This is a genomic window from Nocardioides sp. JCM 18998 (assembly GCF_055391535.1).
Map to the genome: position 1 here is coordinate 1,546,175 of NZ_AP043886.1, position 18,997 is coordinate 1,565,171.

Sequence of the window (18,997 nt, forward strand, 5' to 3'; positions counted from 1 at the left end):
GTCCAGCTGACGTCATCTGAGACGGCACGCCCGGTCGCCGCGGCTCAGGACGGGGCGGCGGCACGCAGCTTCTCCAGCAGCGGGCCGGCGGCCTCGGCGAGGAACCGCTCCTGACCCTCGTCACCCACCTGGACCAGTCCGACGTCGGTGAAGCCGGCCTCCCAGAACTTCGAGACCGCCTCCACGATCCGGTCCAGATCGGGCCCGCACGGGATCGACTCGGCGACGTCGTCCGGCCGCACGAACTGGCTCGCCGCCGAGAAGCCGGCCGTGGTGGGCAGGTCGGCGTTGACGTCCCACCCGCCGCCGAACCACTTGAACTCACGGTGCGCCCGCTCGATCGCCGCCTCCTGCGACGGGTCCCAGCAGATCGGGATCTGGCCGATGGCCCGTGCCCCCGCGCCGATCTCGAGAGCGTCCGGCTGGGCGTTCCAGCGCGGCACCAGCGTGTCGTCGGGCGCGACCGCGATGAGGTCGTCGCTGTACGGGGCGAGCGCCTCCAGCGCGCGCTCGCCGGCACACGCCACCGCGATCCGTACGGTTTCCTCGGGCAGGTCCCACAGCCGCGCCGAGTCGACGTCGAAGTACTCACCGCGATAGGTGACCAGGTCGCCGGCGAAGAGCGCGCGGATGATCTCGATCGCCTCGGTCAGCATGTCCTGCCGGGTCTCGAGCGCCGGCCAGCCCTTGCCGACGGTGTGCTCGTTGAGGCTCTCGCCGCTGCCCAGCCCGAGCGTGAAGCGCCCCTCGCTCAGCAGTGCGAGGGTCGCCGCCTTCTGTGCCACCACCGCCGGGTGGTAGCGGATCGTGGGGCAGGTCACATAGGTCATCAGCCCGATCCGGGAGGTCGCCTGGGCGACGGCACCCAGCACCGCCCAGGCGTACGGCGCGTGCCCCTGCGTGGTCAGCCACGGCGAGTAGTGGTCGCTGCTCTGCAGGAAGTCGAAGCCGATCTCCTCGGCCCGCTGGGCGTAGCGGACCAGCTCGCGCGGCCCGCTCTGCTCGGTCATCAGGGTGTAGCCGAAGTTCGTCATGGCGGGCCGGTACCCGCTAGCCAGCCGACCGGTGCACACGTACCGTCGCAGGCATGAGCCCCGCAGCACTGCTCCAGGACGCCTTCGGGCGCATCGTCGAGGGTGGGACCGCCGTCGTGGACGGTCTCACCGATGACCAGCTCACCTCCCGGGTCGCTCCGGAGGCGAACACCATCGCCTGGCTGGTCTGGCATCTCGCCCGTGTGCAGGACGCCCAGGTGGCGGACGTGGCCGGGCACGGGCAGGTCTGGACGGCGCAGGGGTACGCCGAGCGGTTCGGCCTGCCGTTCGACGTGGCCGCGACCGGGTACGGGCAGAGCGCCGAGGAGGTCGGGCAGGTGCGGGTGAGCGCAGAGCTGCTCGCCGACTACCTGCGCGCCACCCACCAGGCCACGCATCGATGGCTGGCACTGGTCACCGCCAGCGAGCTGGAGAAGGTGGTCGACGAGCGCTGGGACCCGCCGGTGACGCTCGGCGCGCGGCTGGTCTCGATCCTCGAGGACGACGCCCAGCACCTCGGCCAGGCCAGATACGCCCGCGGGATCCTCGAGCGCGCCTGAGTCAGACGGTGACCGGCTCGGCGGCCTTGACGCGGTAGCGGACGAACGCCGGGGCGAGCACAGCGCACGCCGCGATGCCGACGATCACCAGGACGCCGCCGCCGGTGGTGGCCGCGGCCGTGCCGACGACCGCGGCTGCCCCGCCGTGCGCCACGTCCGCGATCCGCGGACCACCCGCGACCACGACGGTGAAGACGCCCTGCAGGCGTCCGCGCACGTTGTCGTCGGCCGAGGACTGCAGGATCGCGCTGCGGATCGCCGCCGAGGCGACGTCGGCCGCGCCCGCGACCATCTGGAAGAAGAGACCGAGCACCAGCATCGGCAGCCGCAGGTTCGGGGTCACCCACAGGGTGGCGCCGAAGAGCGCGATGCCGATGCCCCACACCGCGACGCACCACAGCACGATCAGGCCCTGCCGCTCGACGCGCGACATCCAGCCCGACAGGACGCCACCGATGACCGAGCCGGCCGGGATCGCGGCGAAGAGCAGCGCGAAGACGATGCCGCCGTCGGCCGGGCCGAGGAACGACTCGTGCGCGATCTGCGGGTACAGCGCCCGTGGCATGCCGAAGATCATCGCGATCAGGTCGACCACGAAGCTCATCAGGAGCACCGGCTGGGTGCGCAGGTAGACCAGCCCGTCGAGCACCGAGCGCAGCCCCGGTGGCTTGGCACCCGCGCCCTCGACCGGCGCAGCCGGCAACAGCACGACCGCGTACAGGGTGGCGAACAGGGTGATGGTGTCGATCAGGTACAGGTAGGTGTAGCCGGTGATCGGGATCAGCACGCCCGCGACCAGCGGGCCGGCGATCGCACCGGCCTGGAAGACCGTCATCGTCAGCGAGTTCGCGGCCGGCAGCAGCTCCGCGGGGAGCAGCTTCGGCAGCAGCGCCTGCCGGGTGGGCGAGTTGATCGCGAAGAACGCTTGCTGCAGCGAGAACAGGCCGAGCAGCACCCAGACGTTCTCGAGGCCGAGCGCGGCCTGGAGCCAGAACAGGGCGCTGGTGAGGATCAGGCCGGCCGTCGAGACCAGCATCAGCAGGCGCCGGTCGAAGTGGTCGGCGAGCGCTCCGCCGTACAGGCCGAAGATCACCAGCGGGACCAGGCCGAAGAGGCCGGTCAGACCGACGTACGCCGAGGAGCCGGTGTCGGCGTAGATCTGCGCGGGGACGGCGACGACGGTGAGCTGCGCGCCCACCATCGTGACGATCATGGCGATCCAGAGCCGACGGAAGTGCGGGACCTTCAGGGGTCGCGTGTCGGCCAGGATGCTGCGCAGGTTGAAGGACGACACAGTTAGCAAAGGTAATCGTTTGCGTCGTTCTTCCGGGAATCGAGAAATTCTTTCCGCGGGGTGTCGGATCCGCTGGCCCCCGTTCGTGGGATGGGTGGAAGGTGGCCATCGGGGCCCCTCAAGGCAAGGAGAACGACATGGCTCAGTACCTGATGGCGGTCTACGGACCGCTCGAGCGCAACGAGTTCGGCGACTACGGCTCGCGGGAGGAGATGGAGCAGGCGTTCGCCGACACGGGAGCCTTCAACCAGCGGCTCATCGACGAGGGCCACTTCGTCTACGCCAACGGCCTCGCGGAGGCCACCACGGCCACGGTGGTCGACGGGCGGGGCGAGAAGCCGGTCCTCACCGACGGGCCCTACCAGGAGACCAAGGAGTACCTCGGCGGCTTCTGGGTCATCGAGGCCACGGACCTCGACGTGGCGCTCCGGCTCGCGGCGGAGGGCTCGAAGGCGTGCCGCGGTAAGGTCGAGGTGCGGCCCTTCCAGGGCGCGGACGGCCAGTCGTGAAGTACCTGATGCTGGTCGTGCGCGACCCCGCCATCGAGGTGACCCCCGAGGTCCTGGAGAAGGCCGGCCCGATCGAGGACTGGCTCGCCTACGCCGGCGCGCGCCGGGTGACCGGGTCGCCGATCGAGGAGCCGGACGCGGGCCGCACGGCGCGGGTGCGCGACGGCGCGGTCGTGGTCACCGACGGACCGTACGCGGAGACCAAGGAGTACCTCGCCGGCTTCGACCTGCTGGAGTGCGACTCCCTCGAGGACGCGATCGACATCGCCGGGCGTCACCCGGTCGCGCACTTCGGCTCGATCGAGGTCCGCGCCTTCGCGGGTTGAGATGGCCACGCTCGAAGGTGCCTTCCAGGAGGCCTGGCCCGCGATGATCGCCACGCTCGTCCGCCGCTTCGGTGACCTCGATGTCGCCGAGGAGGCGGCGGGCGAGGCGGTCGCCGCGGCCGTCTCCACGTGGGGGGAGGGCACGCCACCCAACCCGGTGGGATGGCTGATGACGACGGCGAACCGCAAGGCGATCGATCGGCTGCGCCGGGAGTCGCAGCGTGACGCGAAGCACGCCGAGGCCGCGCGCCTCTCCGTCCCGCCGGAGCCGACCGGGCCGGTGGCCGACGACCAGCTGCGGCTGATCCTGATGACCTGCCACCCGGCGCTCGCGCCCGAGGCGCGGGTCGCCCTGACGCTGCGGATGGTGGCCGGCCTGACGATGGCCGAGATCGCCCGGGCGTTCCTGGTGCCGGAGACGACGATGGCCCAGCGGCTGACCCGGGCGAAGAAGAAGATCCGGGCGGCCCGGATCCCGTTCCACACCCCCGGGCGCGAGGAGCTGGAAGCGCGCCGCGACACGGTGCTCGCGGTGATCTACCTGGTCTTCAACGAGGGCTATCTCGCCGGCGAGGGCGAGGAGGCGTTCCGCACGGAGCTGACCGGGGAGGCCATCCGGCTCGCGCGACTCCTGCACGAGCTGATGCCGTCCGACGGCGAGGTGGCCGGCATGCTGGCGCTGATGCTGCTCACCGAGTCGCGACGTGCCGCTCGGGTCAGCGCCGACGGCGAGCTGGTGATGCTCGACGAGCAGGACCGCGGTGGTTGGGATCGGGCACTGATCGCGGAGGGGCACGCACTGGTCCGGGAACGGATCGCGACCGGCGAGGCGCCCGGGCGCTATCAGCTGCAGGCGGCGATCGGCGCGGTGCACTGCGCGGCCCCGGAGTTCCGTGCCACCGACTGGAGCCAGATCGTCCAGCTCTACGGCCAGCTCGCGGTACTCGACCCGTCCCCGGTCGTGCTGCTCAACCAGGCAGTCGCCATCGGCGAGATCGACGGCCCCGGCGTGGCGCTCGCCCGGGTGGACCGGCTGCCCCTGGAGGGCTATCACGCGTGGCACGCCACCCGCGCCGAGCTCCTCCGCCGGCTCGGCCGGTCGGCGGACTCGGCGGCGGAGTACGACGCCGCCATCGCGGCGACCCACAACGCCGCCCAGCAGCGGTATCTGCGGCGCCGCCGAAGCCAGCTCTCCGGGGTCGTGCAGCTCGTCAGCGGGCGAGCCAGTCCGCGTACGCGTCGAACGTGAACGGCCGCCCGAGGAAGTCCTCGACCAGGTCGGCGGCGTCCTTCGAGCCGCCGGGCGCGAGGATCCGGTCGCGGTAGCGACCGGCGACCTCGGTGTCGAAGAGATCGTCCCGGTCGAAGGCGCTGAAGAGGTCCTTCGCGATCACCAGCGACCACTGGTACGTGTAGTAGGCCGACGAGTACCCGCCGAGGTGGCCGAAGCTCGCCCAGAAGTGGGTGTCCTCGAGGTAGGGGAACGGGCCGTAGCGCTCCATCAGCTCCACCATCCGACCCGTCAGGTCCGCGGGGCGCTCGTGGTGGAAGACGTAGGAGACGGCGGCGTAGAAGGTCTGCGTCTGGGTGAGATAGCCCTTGCCGAACTCCTCGGCGGCGCGCATCTTCGCGACCAGCTCTGCGGGGATCGGCGCGCCGGCCTCATCGGTGGCGAAGGTCGCCAGCACCGCCGGGTCCCAGGCCCACTCCTCGAGCATCTGCGAAGGCGCCTCGACGAAGTCCCACTCGGTCGCGACGCCCGCGAAGCGGGTCCAGGCGCCCTGGCCGCCGAGCACGTGGTGGACCAGGTGGCCGAACTCGTGGAAGAGGGTCACGACGTGGTCGTGCTCCATCAGGCCGCGGCTGAAGTTGCAGACCAGCACGCCCTCGGCGAGCGACTTGCCGGCGACGCCCGGCGCGAGGTCGAACTGAGCGGCGTGCTTGTACTTCCCCTCGCGCGGGTGCAGATCCAGGTGGATCCGTCCGAGGCGGGCGCCGTCGGAGAGCCGGACCACGTCGTAGGAGGTGACGTCCTCGTGCCATGTCGGCGCCTCGACCTCGTCGTAGCGCACGCCGAAGAGCCGTCCGGTGACGTCGAGCAGCCCGGCGCGCACCTTCGCGAAGTCGAAGTAGGTCCGCACCAGCTGGGTGTCGAGGTCGAACCGCTCCGCGAAGACCAGGTTGCGGTAGTACGCGGCGTCGGCGAGCGCCACCCGCGTCGCGTCCGGGACGTCGCGGCGGTACCGATCGAGCAGGATCGCGAGGTCGCGTGCGCCCGGCTCGCGTGCGGTGTCGGCGATCGTGTCGATGAAGGCCGGGATCGCCTCGCCGGAGCCGATCATCTTCACCTCGGCGTCGTAGGACGCCCAGTCGGCGTAGCCGAGTGTGGTGGCGTACTCGTGGCGCAGGTCGAGCATCTCGTGCAGCACCGGCTCGGCGGCGGGATAGCCGCGGTTGAGCGAGGCCCGGCGCAGCTCGAGCCGCAGCTCGGCGTCGTGGGCGTAGTCGAAGACGGGCACCGAGTCGGGGTAGTCGGTGGTGACGGTGACCAGGCCGTCCTCGCCGACGGGGTGGGACGCGACGAAGTCCGCCGGGAGCCCGTCGAGCCGCTCCGGGGCCACCCGGACCGTACGGACGTCGTCGCGGGCGATCCGGGAGAACTCCTGCCCGAGCTCGAGGAGCCGCTCGTCGATCTCCTGGAGCCGTGCCCGGGTGGCGTCGTCGCGGTCGACGCCGGCCCGCCGGAAGTCGCGCAGGATCTTCGCGTGGAACCGCGCCGCCAGCACGTCGAGGCCCTCGACCGCGAGACCGTCGAAGACCGCGTACAGGGCGGCGTCCTGGGCGAGCTCGGTGGCGAGCCTCTGGGTGGCGAGCTCGGCCGACTCGGCGGCCGTCCGCACTCCCTCGACGGGGTGGACGTTGGCCAGCAGGCTGGCCAGGCCGGAGGTGCCGTGCAGCGCGAGGCTGACGTCGTCCCACACCTGCAGCGTCGCCAGCGCGGTGGCGGGTGCCGCCGTCCTCAGCCCGTCCGCGAGCTCGCGGGCCCGTGACAGCGCGGCGGCGGCGCGCTCGTTGATCCAGGACTCGGCGGAGGCGGCGTCGGGCAGCTCGAGGGGCTCGGTCATGTCCTCCACCCTGTCACGACGCCGTCCGGTCGCCGAGCCCGTCGAGGCGTCTCGACGGGCTCGGCGACCGCGGCTCAGTGCAGTGGGTCGAGCTCCGCCTCGACGCCGGCGTCGCCGAGGTCGGCGACGTAGTCGCCGGAGACCGTGCTGTCGACCCCGGCGGGCGCCTTGATCGCGCGCAGCACGACCGTCCCCACCACGGCCACGACCACGTTGAGCAGGAACGCAGTCACCGCGATGTAGATGCCGGTCTGGGTCCCGGGGAAGTTGTGCACCGAGCCGCCGAAGTGCTTCGAGGCGGCGCCCGGTGTCCGGTACGCCACGATCGTCCCGTAGATCATGCCGGCGGCCCAGCCGAGCAGCAGCGCCCATCGGTGGAACCACCTCGTGTAGAGGCCGGCCACGATCGCCGGAAACGTCTGCAGGATCCAGACGCCGCCGAGCAGCTGCAGGTTGATCGCGAAGGTCTTGTCCATCGCCAGCACGAAGACCAGCGCACCGACCTTGACCACCAGCGAGACGAGCTTGGCGACCTTCGCCTCCTCCGCCGCGTCGGCCGCCGGGCGGATGAACGCCTTGTAGACGTTGCGGGTGAACAGGTTGGCCGCGGCGATCGACATGATCGCGGCCGGCACCAGCGCGCCGATCACGATCGCCGCATACGCGACACCCGCGAACCACGGCGGGAACTCGTTCTCCATCAGCTGCGGGATCGCGAGCTGGGCGTTGCCGCCGAGCTGGTCCATCTTGATGCCGGCCGCCACGGCGACGAAGCCGAGCAGGGCGAGCAGACCCAGGAGGAAGGAGTACGCCGGCAGCAGCGCCGCGTTGCGCCGGATGACGCTGCGGTCCTTGCTGGCCAGCACGCCGGTGATCGAGTGCGGGTACATGAACAGCGCCAGTGCGGAGCCGAGCGCGAGCGACGCGTACGCCCACTGGCTGACCCCGGTGGACGGGTAGATGCCCTTGGGTGGGACCGCGCCGGCCGTGTTGGCGTCGTCGAAGCTCTGCTTGGTCACCTGGAAGACGTGCCCCCAGCCGCCGAGGTGATGGGGGATGTAGATGACCGCGACGATGATGACGAGGTAGATCAGCGTGTCCTTGACGAACGCGATCAGCGCCGGCGCCCGCAGGCCCGAGGAGTAGGTGTAGGCGGCGAGGACCACGAAGGCCACGAAGAGCGGCAGGTCCTTGAGGAACCAGTTGTCGCTGTCCGGCTTCAGGCCCATCACGTCGAGCACGACCTGCATGCCGACCAGCTGGAGCGCGATGTACGGCATGGTGGCGACGATGCCGGTCAGCGCGATCGCCAGGCTGAGTCCCTTGGAGCCGTACCGGCCCTCGACGAAGTCGGCGGGTGTGACGTACCCGTGCCGGTGGGAGACCGACCAGAGCCGCGGCAGGAAGACGAAGATCAGCGGGTAGATCACGATCGTGTACGGCACGGCGAAGAAGCCGGTGACCGAGCCGGCGAACAGCGTCGCAGGCACCGCGATGAACGTGTACGCGGTGTAGATGTCGCCGCCGATGAGGAACCAGGAGACGAACGTGCCGAAGCCGCGTCCGCCGAGACCCCACTCGTCGAGGTTGGCCATCGACTTCGCCTTGCGCCAACGGGCGGCTGCGAAGCCCAGTACCGTGACGACGAGGAACAGGAACAGGAAGACGCTGAACGCGACACCGCTCATCGCTGGCCGCCCCTCGCCTCGGCGCGGGCGGCGCGGTCACGCCGCAACGCCTCCTTCGCGATGAGGTAGGCGATGCTGGTCATGATCGCCGCCCAGATCACCAGCAGGAACTGGAACCAGAAGAAGAACGGGAAGCCCCACAGCTCCGGCGTCAGCCGGGCGTATGCCGGCACCACCAGCGGCGGGACCGCCGCGAGCACCACCAGGATCCCCACACCGACCCACAGGGCCGTGCTCCGAGAAGACATGCTCACCTCCGAGTTAAGAGCAATGACGGGTGTGACCGTAGTCACACCCGCCATCGTCTGTCACGGGGGTCGCCGGGATCTCTCCCGGTCGCGGGACCGATCAGGCGGTCTTGATCGCCGAGATGTCGAAGTCGAGCTTGATCTTCTCGGAGACCAGGACGCCACCGGTCTCGAGCGCGGCGTTGAAGGTCAGGCCCCAGTCGGAGCGGGCGATCGTGGTCGCGCCCTCGAAGCCGACGCGGGTGTTGCCGAACGGGTCCTGGGCCGAGCCGGTGATCTCGAACGGGATGGTGACCGAGTGCGAGACGCCCTTGATCGTGAGGTCGCCGGTGACGTCCCACGTCTCGCCGTCGAAGGCGACAGCGGTGGACTCGAAGGTGATGTAGGGGTGGGCGGCCGTCTCGAAGAAGTCGCCGGAGAGCAGGTGGCCGTCGCGGTCGGCGCTGCCGGTGGAGACCGTGGACGCGTCGATCTTGACCGAGACCTTGGAGTTGGCCGGGTTCGCGGTGTCGACGTGGGCGGTGCCCTCGAAGCCGGTGAACGAGCCGCGGACGGTGGTCACCATCGCGTGGCGGGCGCTGAAGCCGAGGTGGGTGTGGGAGGCGTCGAGCGCGTAGTCGCCCGAGATGTCGGCGACGGCGGAGGTCGGCGCGTCGAAGACCTCGGTGGTCGCGCTCTTCTTGCTGAAGATGCCCATTGTCTGCTCCTAGAGTCTGTTTGTTGAAACTTTGACTACCTTAGCGGCCTCGGGCCACGTTTCATTCCCGGTGCCCGGAAATTCTTCGTGAAATCAGCAGAGCCGCGACTCCGATGGGAGTCGCGGCTCTGGGAAACGCGTGCGGACGGGTTCCCGCGCTCAGGCCCGGGGGACCCGGGCTCGATGCACGGTCAGGCGGCGTGAGCGGTGTGCACCACGGCGTCGGTCGTCCAGACCGCCTCCATGTGCGTACGCCCCTGAGCATCCACGACCGGGACCCAGTGCAGGGTGAGCTTCTTCGACACCTTGGATTCCTTCATGAGACACCTCCTGTTCACCGTCTGTTCACCTAAGGTAGCGCCTCGTGTTTCGAAAACGCAAGCCGCTGTGACCCGGCGCACCGCGCTCAGGAATGACACCCCCCTTCCCCCACGCTCTACCGTGGTGTGGTGAGCAACACCGACGAGACCACCGCGCCCGCACCTACGTTTGCTGAGCTCGGCCTCGCCGACGCCGTTCTCGACGCCGTCACGACCGCCGGCTACGAGACCCCTTCGGCCATCCAGGCCGCCACCATCCCGGTCCTGCTGGCGGGCCGCGACGTGGTCGGCCTCGCCCAGACCGGCACCGGCAAGACCGCGGCCTTCGCGCTGCCGGTCCTGTCCAACCTCGACCCCAAGGACGTCTCGGCGCCGCAGGCGCTCGTCCTCGCCCCCACCCGTGAGCTCGCGCTCCAGGTGTGCGAGGCGTTCGAGCGCTACGCGTCCAAGATGCCCAGCATCCGCGTCCTCCCGGTCTACGGCGGCCAGGGCTACGGCCCGCAGCTGACCGCCCTGCGCCGCGGCGTCCACGTCGTCGTCGGTACGCCCGGCCGCATCATGGACCACCTCGACAAGGGCACGCTCGACCTGTCGAAGCTGCGCTTCCTGGTCCTCGACGAGGCCGACGAGATGCTCAACATGGGCTTCGCGGAGGACGTCGAGACGATCCTCGCGGACACGCCGGAGACCAAGCAGGTCGCGCTCTTCTCCGCGACGATGCCGCCGCAGATCCGCCGGCTGTCGAAGAAGTACCTCAATGATCCGGAAGAGATCCAGATCAAGTCGGCGACGAAGACGAACGTCAACATCACCCAGCGCTACCTGATGGTGTCGTACCCGCAGAAGGTCGACGCGCTGACCCGCATCCTCGAGGTCGAGAACTTCGAGGCCATGATCGTGTTCACCCGCACCAAGGGCGAGACCGAGACCCTGGCCGAGAAGCTCCGCGCCCGCGGCTTCAACGCCGCCGCGATCAACGGCGACGTCACGCAGAACGTCCGCGAGCGGCTCGTCAGCCAGCTCAAGGACGGCTCGCTCGACATCCTGGTCGCCACCGACGTCGCCGCTCGCGGTCTCGACGTCGAGCGGATCAGCCACGTCGTCAACTACGACCTCCCGACCGACCTCGAGGCGTACGTCCACCGCATCGGTCGCACCGGCCGCGCCGGCCGCAAGGGCGACGCGATCTCGTTCGTCACCCCGCGCGAGCGCTACCTGCTCAAGGCGATCGAGAAGCACACCAAGGCCACGCCGACCGAGATGAAGATGCCGAGCGCGGACGAGGTCAACGCGACCCGCCTCTCGCGCTTCGACGACCAGATCACCGCCGCGCTCAACGAGGCGGAGAAGGTCGAGTTCTTCCGTGACGTCGTGCGGCACTACGTCGAGGAGTTCAACGTGCCCGAGGTCGACGTCGCCGCCGCCCTCGCCGTGGTCCTCCAGGGGGACGTGCCGCTGCTCCTCGAGGACCAGCCCGAGCCCGTACGCCGCGAGCGCCCGGACCGCGGTGACCGCCCGGACCGCGACCGTGGTGACCGTCCGGGTCGTGGTGACCGCAACGACCGTGGTCCCCGGGAGAGCTCGCGCTCACGCGGCAACGGCCAGCCGCTGGCCGTCTACCGGATCAACGTCGGCAAGCGTCACCGTGTCGAGCCCCGCCAGATCGTCGGCGCCATCGCCAACGAGGGCGGCCTGCGCCGTGGCGACTTCGGCAACATCACGATCCGCCCGGACTTCTCGCTCGTCGAGCTGCCCGCCGACCTCGCGCCGGAGACCTACCGCGCGCTGGAGAGCACCCGGATCAGCGGCAAGCTGATCGAGCTGCGTCCCGACGAGGCCGGCTCCGCGGGCGCTCGCTCGTACGGCGGCTCGAAGGGTGGCCGGGGCTCCTCGGAGCACCAGGACGTCGACGGCGGCTGGTCGGACCAGGCGCGCAAGAAGCCGCGGCGCAAGGACTGAGCGTCAGCATGATCGGAAGGGTCGGGGCCACGGGTCCCGGCCCTTCCGTCGTTGTCGGCCCCGACTGGTAGAACCGTCCCATGCGACGGATCAGTCTCGGGGTCGTGGCCCTCGCTCTCGGCTTCGCGCTCACCGGCTGCGGCGGCGGAGGCGGCGACGCCGACGTGAAGCATCCGGACGAGCCGGACGCGGCCAGCAACGTCGCGCTCCTCGCGGGTGCGCTGAGCGGGCGCAACTCGTTCGACGAGGTCACGTTCAGCGGCGGCACCGCGGCGGCGGCGAAGGCCGACTTCGAGCGCATCACCTCCGGCATGAGCGACACCGAGCCGAAGGTGACTGCGAGCGGCACCACGCTGACCTGGCGGTGGCCGCTGCGCGGCGGCGCCTGGACCTACAGCACCACCGCCACGGCGAAGGGCAGCGACGGCCCGATCGCGTGGAGCCCGGCGATCGTGTACGACGCGCTGAGCGACCCGAAGGCCACCCTCGAGACGGTGGCCGTGCAGCCGCAGCGCGGCCAGATCATGGGTGCCGGCGGCCGCGTCCTCGTCACCGAGCGCCCGGTCGTCGTCTACGGCCTCGACAAGTCGCGGGTGGCCTCGCCGGCGCAGGCGGCGCGCGCCGCTGAGCGGCTCGCGCAGCGGGTCGGGGTCGACGCCGCCGACTTCGTGAAGCAGGTGAAGGCCGCCGGGTCGCAGCAGTTCGTCGCCGCGATCACCTACCGCGCCGACGAGGCGCCGCTGACCCAGGCCCAGCTCGACGCGATCCCCGGCGCCGTCGCCCAGCACACCAGCGCCTCACTGGCGCCGACCAAGGAGTTCGCGGCGCCGATCCTGGGCCGGGTCGGCGAGGTGACCGCCGAGATGGTGCAGAAGGATCCGCAGACCTACCGGGCCGGCGACACCGCGGGCACCAGCGGCCTCGAGGCCCGCTACGACTCCCAGCTGCGCGGCACGCCCGGCACCGTCGTCGACCTGACGGCCGGTGACGGCACCGTGACCCAGGTTTTCAACGCGCCGGCGGTCGACGGGAAGCCGCTGGTCACCACCCTCGACGAGCGGCTGCAGACCCTCGCCGAGAGCCTGCTGGCGGACGTGAAGCCGGCGAGTGCCCTGGTCGCGCTGCGCCCCAGCACCGGCGCGATCCTCGCCGCGGCCAACGGGCCCGGCAACGGCGGGCTCAACCTCGCCACGTACGGCCAGATGCCGCCGGGTTCGACCTTCAAGACCGTCGGCTCGCTCGCCCTGCTGCGCGAGGGCCGCACCCCCGACTCGACCGTTTCCTGCACCCCGTCGATCACGGTGGACGGCAAGACGTTCACCAACGACTCCGACTACCCGGCCAGCGGGCTCGGCCAGGTCTCCCTGACCACCGCCGTCGCCGACTCCTGCAACACCGCGATGATCAGCCAGCGCGACGTGGTCAGCCACACCGACCTGGCCGGGGCGGCCGCCTCGCTCGGCTTCGGCGTCGACCACGACACCGGCTTCCCCGCCTACTTCGGCCAGGTCCCCGCCCCCGCCAGCGAGACCGAGCGGGCCGCCGACATGATCGGGCAGGGCAAGGTGCTCGCCTCCCCGATGGTGATGGCGAGCGTGATCGGCGCGATCCAGACCGGCCGCTCGACGGTCCCGATGCTGATCGCCGGCACCCCGGTCGCGGCATCCGGCGACCCGATCAGCGCGCAGGAGAAGACCCAGTTGCACGAGATCTTCCGGGCCGTGGTCCAGCGGGGCACCGGTGCTGGGTTGGCCGACATCCCGGGCCAGCCCGTCATCGCCAAGACCGGCACCGCAGAGTTCGACCGCGACGGCAAGCGACTCACCCACGCCTGGATGATCGCCGCCCAGGGCGACCTGGCCGTCGCCGTCTACGTCGACGAGGGCGTCACCGGCGCGCAGACCGCGGGCCCGATCGTCGAGGGGTTCCTCCGCGGCGCGGCCCACCACTGATCCGGCGCGGAAAGGCGAAGAGGCCCTCAACTGCATGGGGTCAGGAGGGCCTCTTCTTCGAATACCGGAGTGCTCCCTCCTCATTCGATGAACCCATGATGCATCGCGGTGCGTCGCCCTGTCGAATGGTTGGGTGGAGATGTCAGTCTGGGCTCATGACGGCAAGGGAGCTGGTTCCGGAGCAGCAGCGCGGCCTTCTCATCGGTGGGTCCTGGCGGGAGGCCGAGGGTGGTGAGGACTTCGCCGTCCACGATCCCGCGGACGGGTCCGTGCTGGCCCGCGTCGCGGACGCCTCGGTCAACGACGCGATCGAGGCGCTCGACGCCGCGGTCGCCGTCCAGGAGGAGTGGGCCCGTACCGCTCCTCGTACGCGCGGTGAGATCCTCCGTGGCGCCTTCGAGCTGATCAACCAGCGCGCCGACGACTTCGCCGAGCTGATGAGCCTCGAGATGGGCAAGACCGTCGCCGAGGCGAAGGGCGAGGTCGCCTACGGCAACGAGTTCTTCCGCTGGTTCTCGGAGGAGGCCGTCCGGATCCACGGCCGCTGGATGCAGGCCCCGGCCGGCGGCAGCCGGCTGCTGACGATCAAGAAGCCGGTCGGCCCGTGCCTCTTCGTCACGCCGTGGAACTTCCCGCTCGCGATGGGCACCCGCAAGATCGGCCCGGCGATCGCCGCCGGCTGCACGATGGTGGTCAAGCCCGCCGAGCTCACCCCCCTCACCATGCTGGCGCTCGGGTCGGTGCTGCAGGAGGCCGGCCTGCCCGACGGCGTCCTCAACATCATCCCGTCCACCCGCGCCGCCGACATCAGCAGCGCCCTGATGGACGACGACAGGCTGCGCAAGGTCTCCTTCACCGGCTCCACCCCCGTCGGCAAGATCCTGGTCCGCCAGTCGGCCGACAACCTCCAGCGGATCTCGATGGAGCTGGGTGGCAACGCGCCGTTCCTGGTCTTCGAGGACGCCGACCTCGACGCGGCCGTCGACGGCGCGATGATCGCCAAGATGCGCAACATGGGCGAGGCCTGCACCGCCGCCAACCGGTTCCTGGTCCACCAGGACGTGGCCCAGGAGTTCGCGGAGAAGCTCGCCGCACGGATGAGCGGGCTCACCGTCGGTCGCGGTCAGGACAAGGGGGTCGACGTCGGTCCGCTCATCGAGGAGAAGGCCGTGGAGTCGGTGCACCAGCTCGTCACGGATGCCATCCACGATGGCGCCACCCTCGTCACCGGCGGCTCCGCGCCCGAGGGGCCGGGCTACTTCTACAGCCCCACGGTGCTGGTCGACGTCCACCCCGAGTCGGAGATCAACAGCAACGAGATCTTCGGCCCGGTCGCGCCGATCACCACGTTCGCCACCGAGGAGGAGGCGCTCGCGCGGGCCAACGGCACCGAGTACGGCCTCGCGTCCTACGCGTACACCCGCGACCTGGCCCGGACCATCCGGCTGGCGGAGTCGCTCGACTACGGAATGGTCGGCATCAACAGCGGCCTCATCTCCAACCCGGCCGCTCCGTTCGGTGGGGTGAAGTCGTCGGGGTTCGGCCGTGAGGGTGGGTTCGAGGGGATCGAGGAGTATCTCGACACGACCTACGTGGCGTTGCCTGCGGGCTGATCCGTGACCGATGGTGTGGTGCGTCAGCCGGCGGGCGGCGGGTCGAGGAGCTGGATCAGGCTCTGGCGTGAGGTGATGTCGAGCTTGCGGTAGATCCGGGAGAGGTGCCACTCGATCGCCTTGATGCTCACGCCGAGCTCGGTGGCGATCTCGCGGTTGCTCATCGACCGCCCGGCCAGGCGCGCGACCCGCTGCTCGGCCTCGGTGAGCGCATCCAGTGCCAGGCCGACCAGCGGCTGGGCCTGCTCGCCGGCCCGGGCCAGCAGTCCGACGACCCGGTTGTGCAGCGGCCACAGACCCTCCTCGGCGGCGTATGCCTCGGCCGCCCGCAGGGTCGCCGCCACCTCCGGGCCCGGGTGGCCCGGTGCGAGGATGCTCATCGCGGCGATGTCGGTGTCGAGCTGGACCGCGAGCCGCCTGCTGCCAGCCACCACAGCGAGGTCGCGTGCCCGGGTGAGCAGGGCGAGCGGACCGTGACCGGTGTCGGAGGTGGCCAGGGCGCGCAGCCCGTTCGCGAGGGCGTACGGATCGCCCGCGGTCTCAGCGGCCGCCACCTGCGCCCGGGCGAGCGCGGCCCCGTCGCTGCGGCGTCCGGTGCGGACGAGGGCGAGCACCGCGCCGACCCACCAGGGCCGGACCAGCACCTCGTCGGCCCCGGGCAGCTCGCCGGCGGCGAGGAAGTGGTCGCGGGCCGCGGCATGGTCGCCGTACGCCGCCGCGGTCTCGCCGCCGGCGAGCGCCCCGGCGAGCGCTGCCACCGGGCCGTCGAGCTCGGCGATCCGGCCGGCATGACCGGTCGCGTGGCCGAGCTCGCCGCCGGCCAGGTCGACCTCGACCTGGAGGAGCAGGGCGAGTGCGTGCTGGTCCGCGGAGAGCGTCGTGGCGCTCTCAGGGCGCAGCAGGCGGGTGAGCTCGTTGTCCGCCGACCGGATCCGCCCGGCTCGCACGGACGTCCAGGCCACGGCGACGGGTCCGGCGAACGAGGGGGCCATGACCGGGGACGGGGTCGCCGACGGTGCGGGCGGCTCGGTCATGGGCACACTCTCAAGGTTCCCACGTGGGCTGGCGCCCGCGCCGGAGATTGCGCCGATCGACCGCTCGCCGTGCTCGACGCCGTCGGGGGCCGGGAGGGGCGCATCGCCGGGCTCAGCCGAGCTGCCAGACGAGTAGCTCGGTGTCGACCGCCGCGGTCAGCGTGATCTCGTGGCCGTCGACGGCACCGTTGCCCTCGTCCGCGGTGAGGACGAACGCATCGCCCTGGGTCAGGGGCTCGGCCAGCGAGGAGCGCAGCAGCGCGCCGGCGGCGACGTACACGTGCCGCAGCGGCGCCGCCGGGACGGTGACGCTCGCGCCGGCAACGACGCGCGCGACCGAGAAGACGGAGGTCGCGGTGGGGCGGAGCACCTCGACCAGTCCGCCTCCCGTGAGATCGACCTCCCGGGAGGAGTAGACCGGCGTCAGGCCGGGCTCGTCCGGCGCGATCCAGACCTGGACGAAGCGGGTCTGCGGTGCCGCCGCGATCTCGCTGTGGGTGACGCCGTCGCCCGCGCGGAGGTGGCCGACGCTGCCCGGGGTGAGGGTCGCCTCGGAGCCGAGCGAGTCGACATGCGTGACCGCTCCGCTGACCACCCAGCTGACGATCTCGAGCTCGTCGTGACGATGGGTCTCGAAGCCCCTGCCCTCCCCGAGCAGGTGCTCGTCGTGGCAGAGCATCGGCCCGATCCGCAGCCGGTCGGGGTCGTAGTGCTCACCGAACGAGAGGCTGTGCCACGTCGCTCGGCCAGGACCTCGGTCCATGAATCGGGTGGTTCCTCGGCGGATCTCGACCGTCACGAGGAAGATTGTGCCTGTGCTTGATCCCCGGCTCCCACCTGGCTTCCGTTTCGGGACCGTCACGGCCGCCTACCAGGTCGAGGGCGCGACCGAGGAGGACGGGCGCGGGGCGAGCATCTGGGAGCGCTTCGTCCGGCGTCCGGGCGCGATCCACGACGGCAGCGACGCCTCGATCGCGTGCGACAGCTACCACCGTTACCCCGAGGACATCGAGCTGCTGCGCCGCCTCGGCGTGGACGGCCACCGGTTCTCGTTCGCGTGGCCGCGGCTGCAGCCGACCGGCCGGGGTCCGCTCAACCCGAAGGCGGTCGACCACTACGACCGCTACGTCGACGCCCTGCTCGAGGCCGGGATCGATCCGACGGCCACGCTCTACTGCTTCGACCTGCCGCTGGCGCTGGAGGCGGACGGCGGCTGGCTGAACCGCGCCACCGTCGAGGCGTTCGCCGAGTACGCGCGGCTGGTCGCCGAGCGCTTCGCCGACCGGATCTCATCCTGGGTGCCGATCCAGGACCCCAACGTCCAGGCCTTCCTCGGCTACGGCATCGGCCGGTGGGCTCCGGGACGCGACCTGATCTTCGGCTCCCTCCCGGCCGCGCACCACATGCTCCTCGCGCACGGGCGTGCGGTGATCGAGCTGCGCAACGCCGGCGTCACCACCGTCGGCTGTGCCAACAACCACTCGCCGATGTGGCCGGCGACCGAGGATCCCGCGGACGTCGGCGCCACCAAGCTCTTCGACTCGCTGTGGAACGGGCTCTTCCTCGAGACGATGCTGCTCGGCCGCTACCCGGTCGACCTGCTGCCGCTGGCCGAGGAGGTCATGCTGGAGGGCGACCTGGCCACCATCCGCCAGCCGCTCGACTTCTACGGCGTGAACTTCTACCACCCGCGCCGGATCGCGGCGACGCCCGAGCCGCTCGAGGGCGAGGACGACGACGGGGACCTCCCGTTCGTGATGGCTCCCCTGCTCGGCTATCCCGTCACCGACATGGAGTGGCCGGTCGTGCCGTCCTCGCTGCGCGAGTGGCTGATCCTGACCCGCGCCCGGTTCCGGGCAGCCCTGCCGCCGTTCGTGATCACCGAGAACGGCGCCGCGTACGGGATGGTGCCGGACGCCTCCGGCGTGGTCGACGACCAGCCGCGCATCGACTACCTCGCCGGTCACCTGGGTGCGATCGCCGAGGCGTGCGAGCGGGGCGTGGACGTGCAGGGCTACTACGTCGGCCACCTGCTCGACGGCTGGGACTGGGACAAGGGCTTCAGCCAGCGCTTCGGGCTGGTCCACGTCGACCACGCCACCGGCTCGCGCACCCCGAAGCGATCCTTCGACTGGTATGCGGGCTTCATCGCCGCCCAGCAGGGCGAGCGGCCCGAGTCGCTGCGCGGCTGAGGTCGACTAGAGCGCCAGCCGGTCGCCGGTCGCCCGGATCGCGTCGAGGTCGCCGGGGGTCGGGACCCAAGGCAGCTGCAGGGAGTCGCGGGACTTGTCCGCGTACCGCGGGATGACGTGCAGGTGGAAGTGGAACACCGTCTGCCAGGCGTGCTCGCCGCGGTTGTTGAGCAGGTTGACCCCGTCCGCGCCGAGCACCTCGGTCACCCGGGCGGCCATCCGCTGACCGGTCCGCGCGACGGCGGCCAGATCCTCCGGCGCGATCTCGAGGATGTCCCGCGAGTGCTGCTTCGGCACCACGATCAGGTGGCCCTCGGAGGCAGGTGAGATGTCCATGAAGGCGTAGGTGAGGTCGTCCTCGTACACCTTCGTCGAGGGGATGTCGCCGGCCACGATCGCGCAGAAGAGGCAGTCCACGACTCCGAGGGTAGCCATCACGTCGGCCG

The 18,997-nt window shown here is 71.0% G+C and carries 18 protein-coding genes; 8 read left to right on the plus strand and 10 right to left on the minus strand.

Going from position 1 to position 18,997, the window contains the following annotated elements; translation table 11 throughout:
* Window positions 1-44: 44 nt before the first annotated feature.
* Entirely contained in the window at window positions 45-1,034 is a 990-nt protein-coding gene (locus ACZ5L9_RS07330) for a TIGR03557 family F420-dependent LLM class oxidoreductase (protein WP_464535641.1), read from the minus strand.
* A gap of 53 nt (window positions 1,035-1,087) precedes the next feature.
* On the opposite strand from ACZ5L9_RS07330, the gene ACZ5L9_RS07335 reads away from it, so the two are divergent.
* A complete protein-coding gene (locus tag ACZ5L9_RS07335) occupies window positions 1,088-1,594 on the plus strand; it encodes a mycothiol transferase (protein ID WP_464535643.1) in 507 nt (168 codons plus the stop codon).
* A 1-nt stretch (window position 1,595) separates the two neighbouring features.
* Here the strand turns inward: ACZ5L9_RS07335 and ACZ5L9_RS07340 are convergent, their stop codons facing one another.
* Window positions 1,596-2,888, minus strand: a complete 1,293-nt coding sequence (locus tag ACZ5L9_RS07340) for an MFS transporter (protein WP_464535645.1) — start codon at window positions 2,886-2,888, stop codon at window positions 1,596-1,598.
* A 137-nt stretch (window positions 2,889-3,025) separates the two neighbouring features.
* On the opposite strand from ACZ5L9_RS07340, the gene ACZ5L9_RS07345 reads away from it, so the two are divergent.
* From ACZ5L9_RS07345 to ACZ5L9_RS07355, 3 genes are read left to right on the plus strand one after another with little or no spacing between them, the layout of a single operon-like run.
* Window positions 3,026-3,397: a YciI family protein gene (locus ACZ5L9_RS07345; RefSeq protein ID WP_464535647.1), complete on the plus strand. Its 372-nt coding sequence runs from the start codon at window positions 3,026-3,028 to the stop codon at window positions 3,395-3,397.
* Entirely contained in the window at window positions 3,394-3,723 is a 330-nt protein-coding gene (locus ACZ5L9_RS07350) for a YciI family protein (RefSeq protein ID WP_464535649.1), read from the plus strand. The genes ACZ5L9_RS07345 and ACZ5L9_RS07350 overlap by 4 nt, the downstream gene beginning before the upstream one ends.
* 1 nt (window position 3,724) lies before the next feature.
* Window positions 3,725-4,972, plus strand: a complete 1,248-nt coding sequence (locus ACZ5L9_RS07355) for an RNA polymerase sigma factor (protein ID WP_464535652.1) — start codon at window positions 3,725-3,727, stop codon at window positions 4,970-4,972.
* Here ACZ5L9_RS07355 and ACZ5L9_RS07360 read toward each other — a convergent pair.
* From ACZ5L9_RS07360 to ACZ5L9_RS07380, 5 genes are all read right to left on the minus strand, one after another.
* Entirely contained in the window at window positions 4,935-6,848 is a 1,914-nt protein-coding gene (locus ACZ5L9_RS07360; protein ID WP_464535654.1) for a M3 family metallopeptidase, read from the minus strand. The two genes, ACZ5L9_RS07355 and ACZ5L9_RS07360, sit on opposite strands and share 38 nt — an antisense overlap.
* 74 nt (window positions 6,849-6,922) lie before the next feature.
* Entirely contained in the window at window positions 6,923-8,536 is a 1,614-nt protein-coding gene (gene mctP, locus ACZ5L9_RS07365; RefSeq protein ID WP_464535656.1) for a monocarboxylate uptake permease MctP, read from the minus strand.
* A complete protein-coding gene (locus ACZ5L9_RS07370) occupies window positions 8,533-8,784 on the minus strand; it encodes a DUF3311 domain-containing protein (RefSeq protein ID WP_464535658.1) in 252 nt (83 codons plus the stop codon). The genes mctP and ACZ5L9_RS07370 overlap by 4 nt, the downstream gene beginning before the upstream one ends.
* Window positions 8,785-8,884: 100 nt before the next feature.
* Complete coding sequence (locus ACZ5L9_RS07375; protein ID WP_464535660.1) at window positions 8,885-9,481, minus strand: YceI family protein; 597 nt, start codon at window positions 9,479-9,481, stop codon at window positions 8,885-8,887.
* A gap of 191 nt (window positions 9,482-9,672) precedes the next feature.
* A complete protein-coding gene (locus ACZ5L9_RS07380) occupies window positions 9,673-9,801 on the minus strand; it encodes a hypothetical protein (RefSeq protein WP_464535662.1) in 129 nt (42 codons plus the stop codon).
* Window positions 9,802-9,930: 129 nt separating this feature from the next.
* Here ACZ5L9_RS07380 and ACZ5L9_RS07385 point away from each other — a divergent pair, with 129 nt between their 5' ends.
* From ACZ5L9_RS07385 to ACZ5L9_RS07395, 3 genes are all read left to right on the plus strand, one after another.
* Complete coding sequence (locus ACZ5L9_RS07385) at window positions 9,931-11,760, plus strand: DEAD/DEAH box helicase (RefSeq protein WP_464535664.1); 1,830 nt, start codon at window positions 9,931-9,933, stop codon at window positions 11,758-11,760.
* Between the two features lie 80 nt (window positions 11,761-11,840).
* The gene (locus ACZ5L9_RS07390) at window positions 11,841-13,712 is read left to right on the plus strand and encodes a penicillin-binding transpeptidase domain-containing protein (RefSeq protein ID WP_464535666.1); all 1,872 of its coding nucleotides are present in this window, start codon (window positions 11,841-11,843) and stop codon (window positions 13,710-13,712) included.
* A 155-nt stretch (window positions 13,713-13,867) separates the two neighbouring features.
* Window positions 13,868-15,325 carry an NAD-dependent succinate-semialdehyde dehydrogenase gene (locus tag ACZ5L9_RS07395; RefSeq protein WP_464535667.1) on the plus strand — a complete coding sequence of 486 codons (1,458 nt, stop codon included), beginning with the start codon at window positions 13,868-13,870 and terminating at the stop codon, window positions 15,323-15,325.
* Between the two features lie 23 nt (window positions 15,326-15,348).
* On the opposite strand, the gene ACZ5L9_RS07400 is transcribed toward ACZ5L9_RS07395, so the two are convergent.
* Both ACZ5L9_RS07400 and ACZ5L9_RS07405 read right to left on the minus strand, forming a co-directional pair.
* Complete coding sequence (locus ACZ5L9_RS07400) at window positions 15,349-16,359, minus strand: helix-turn-helix transcriptional regulator (protein WP_464535669.1); 1,011 nt, start codon at window positions 16,357-16,359, stop codon at window positions 15,349-15,351.
* 112 nt (window positions 16,360-16,471) lie between these two features.
* Window positions 16,472-17,122: a pirin family protein gene (locus ACZ5L9_RS07405; RefSeq protein ID WP_464535671.1), complete on the minus strand. Its 651-nt coding sequence runs from the start codon at window positions 17,120-17,122 to the stop codon at window positions 16,472-16,474.
* A gap of 52 nt (window positions 17,123-17,174) precedes the next feature.
* Here ACZ5L9_RS07405 and ACZ5L9_RS07410 point away from each other — a divergent pair, with 52 nt between their 5' ends.
* Window positions 17,175-18,551 carry a glycoside hydrolase family 1 protein gene (locus ACZ5L9_RS07410; protein WP_464535675.1) on the plus strand — a complete coding sequence of 459 codons (1,377 nt, stop codon included), beginning with the start codon at window positions 17,175-17,177 and terminating at the stop codon, window positions 18,549-18,551.
* 6 nt (window positions 18,552-18,557) lie between these two features.
* Here ACZ5L9_RS07410 and ACZ5L9_RS07415 read toward each other — a convergent pair whose 3' ends face one another.
* Window positions 18,558-18,968, minus strand: a complete 411-nt coding sequence (locus ACZ5L9_RS07415) for an HIT family protein (RefSeq protein ID WP_464535677.1) — start codon at window positions 18,966-18,968, stop codon at window positions 18,558-18,560.
* Between the last annotated feature and the right edge of the window lie 29 nt (window positions 18,969-18,997).

Bases quoted from the DNA above. Each gene is read 5' to 3' on its own strand.
- ACZ5L9_RS07390 (WP_464535666.1), top strand. From the start codon at position 11,841: ATGCGACGGATCAGTCTCGGGGTCGTGGCCCTCGCTCTCGGCTTCGCG.
- ACZ5L9_RS07360 (WP_464535654.1), bottom strand. From the start codon at position 6,848: ATGACCGAGCCCCTCGAGCTGCCCGACGCCGCCTCCGCCGAGTCCTGG.
- ACZ5L9_RS07400 (WP_464535669.1), bottom strand. From the start codon at position 16,359: ATGACCGAGCCGCCCGCACCGTCGGCGACCCCGTCCCCGGTCATGGCC.
- ACZ5L9_RS07395 (WP_464535667.1), top strand. From the start codon at position 13,868: ATGACGGCAAGGGAGCTGGTTCCGGAGCAGCAGCGCGGCCTTCTCATC.
- ACZ5L9_RS07345 (WP_464535647.1), top strand. From the start codon at position 3,026: ATGGCTCAGTACCTGATGGCGGTCTACGGACCGCTCGAGCGCAACGAG.
- ACZ5L9_RS07355 (WP_464535652.1), top strand. From the start codon at position 3,725: ATGGCCACGCTCGAAGGTGCCTTCCAGGAGGCCTGGCCCGCGATGATC.
- ACZ5L9_RS07380 (WP_464535662.1), bottom strand. From the start codon at position 9,801: ATGAAGGAATCCAAGGTGTCGAAGAAGCTCACCCTGCACTGGGTCCCG.
- ACZ5L9_RS07375 (WP_464535660.1), bottom strand. From the start codon at position 9,481: ATGGGCATCTTCAGCAAGAAGAGCGCGACCACCGAGGTCTTCGACGCG.
- mctP (WP_464535656.1), bottom strand. From the start codon at position 8,536: ATGAGCGGTGTCGCGTTCAGCGTCTTCCTGTTCCTGTTCCTCGTCGTC.
- ACZ5L9_RS07335 (WP_464535643.1), top strand. From the start codon at position 1,088: ATGAGCCCCGCAGCACTGCTCCAGGACGCCTTCGGGCGCATCGTCGAG.
- ACZ5L9_RS07405 (WP_464535671.1), bottom strand. From the start codon at position 17,122: ATGGACCGAGGTCCTGGCCGAGCGACGTGGCACAGCCTCTCGTTCGGT.
- ACZ5L9_RS07370 (WP_464535658.1), bottom strand. From the start codon at position 8,784: ATGTCTTCTCGGAGCACGGCCCTGTGGGTCGGTGTGGGGATCCTGGTG.
- ACZ5L9_RS07330 (WP_464535641.1), bottom strand. From the start codon at position 1,034: ATGACGAACTTCGGCTACACCCTGATGACCGAGCAGAGCGGGCCGCGC.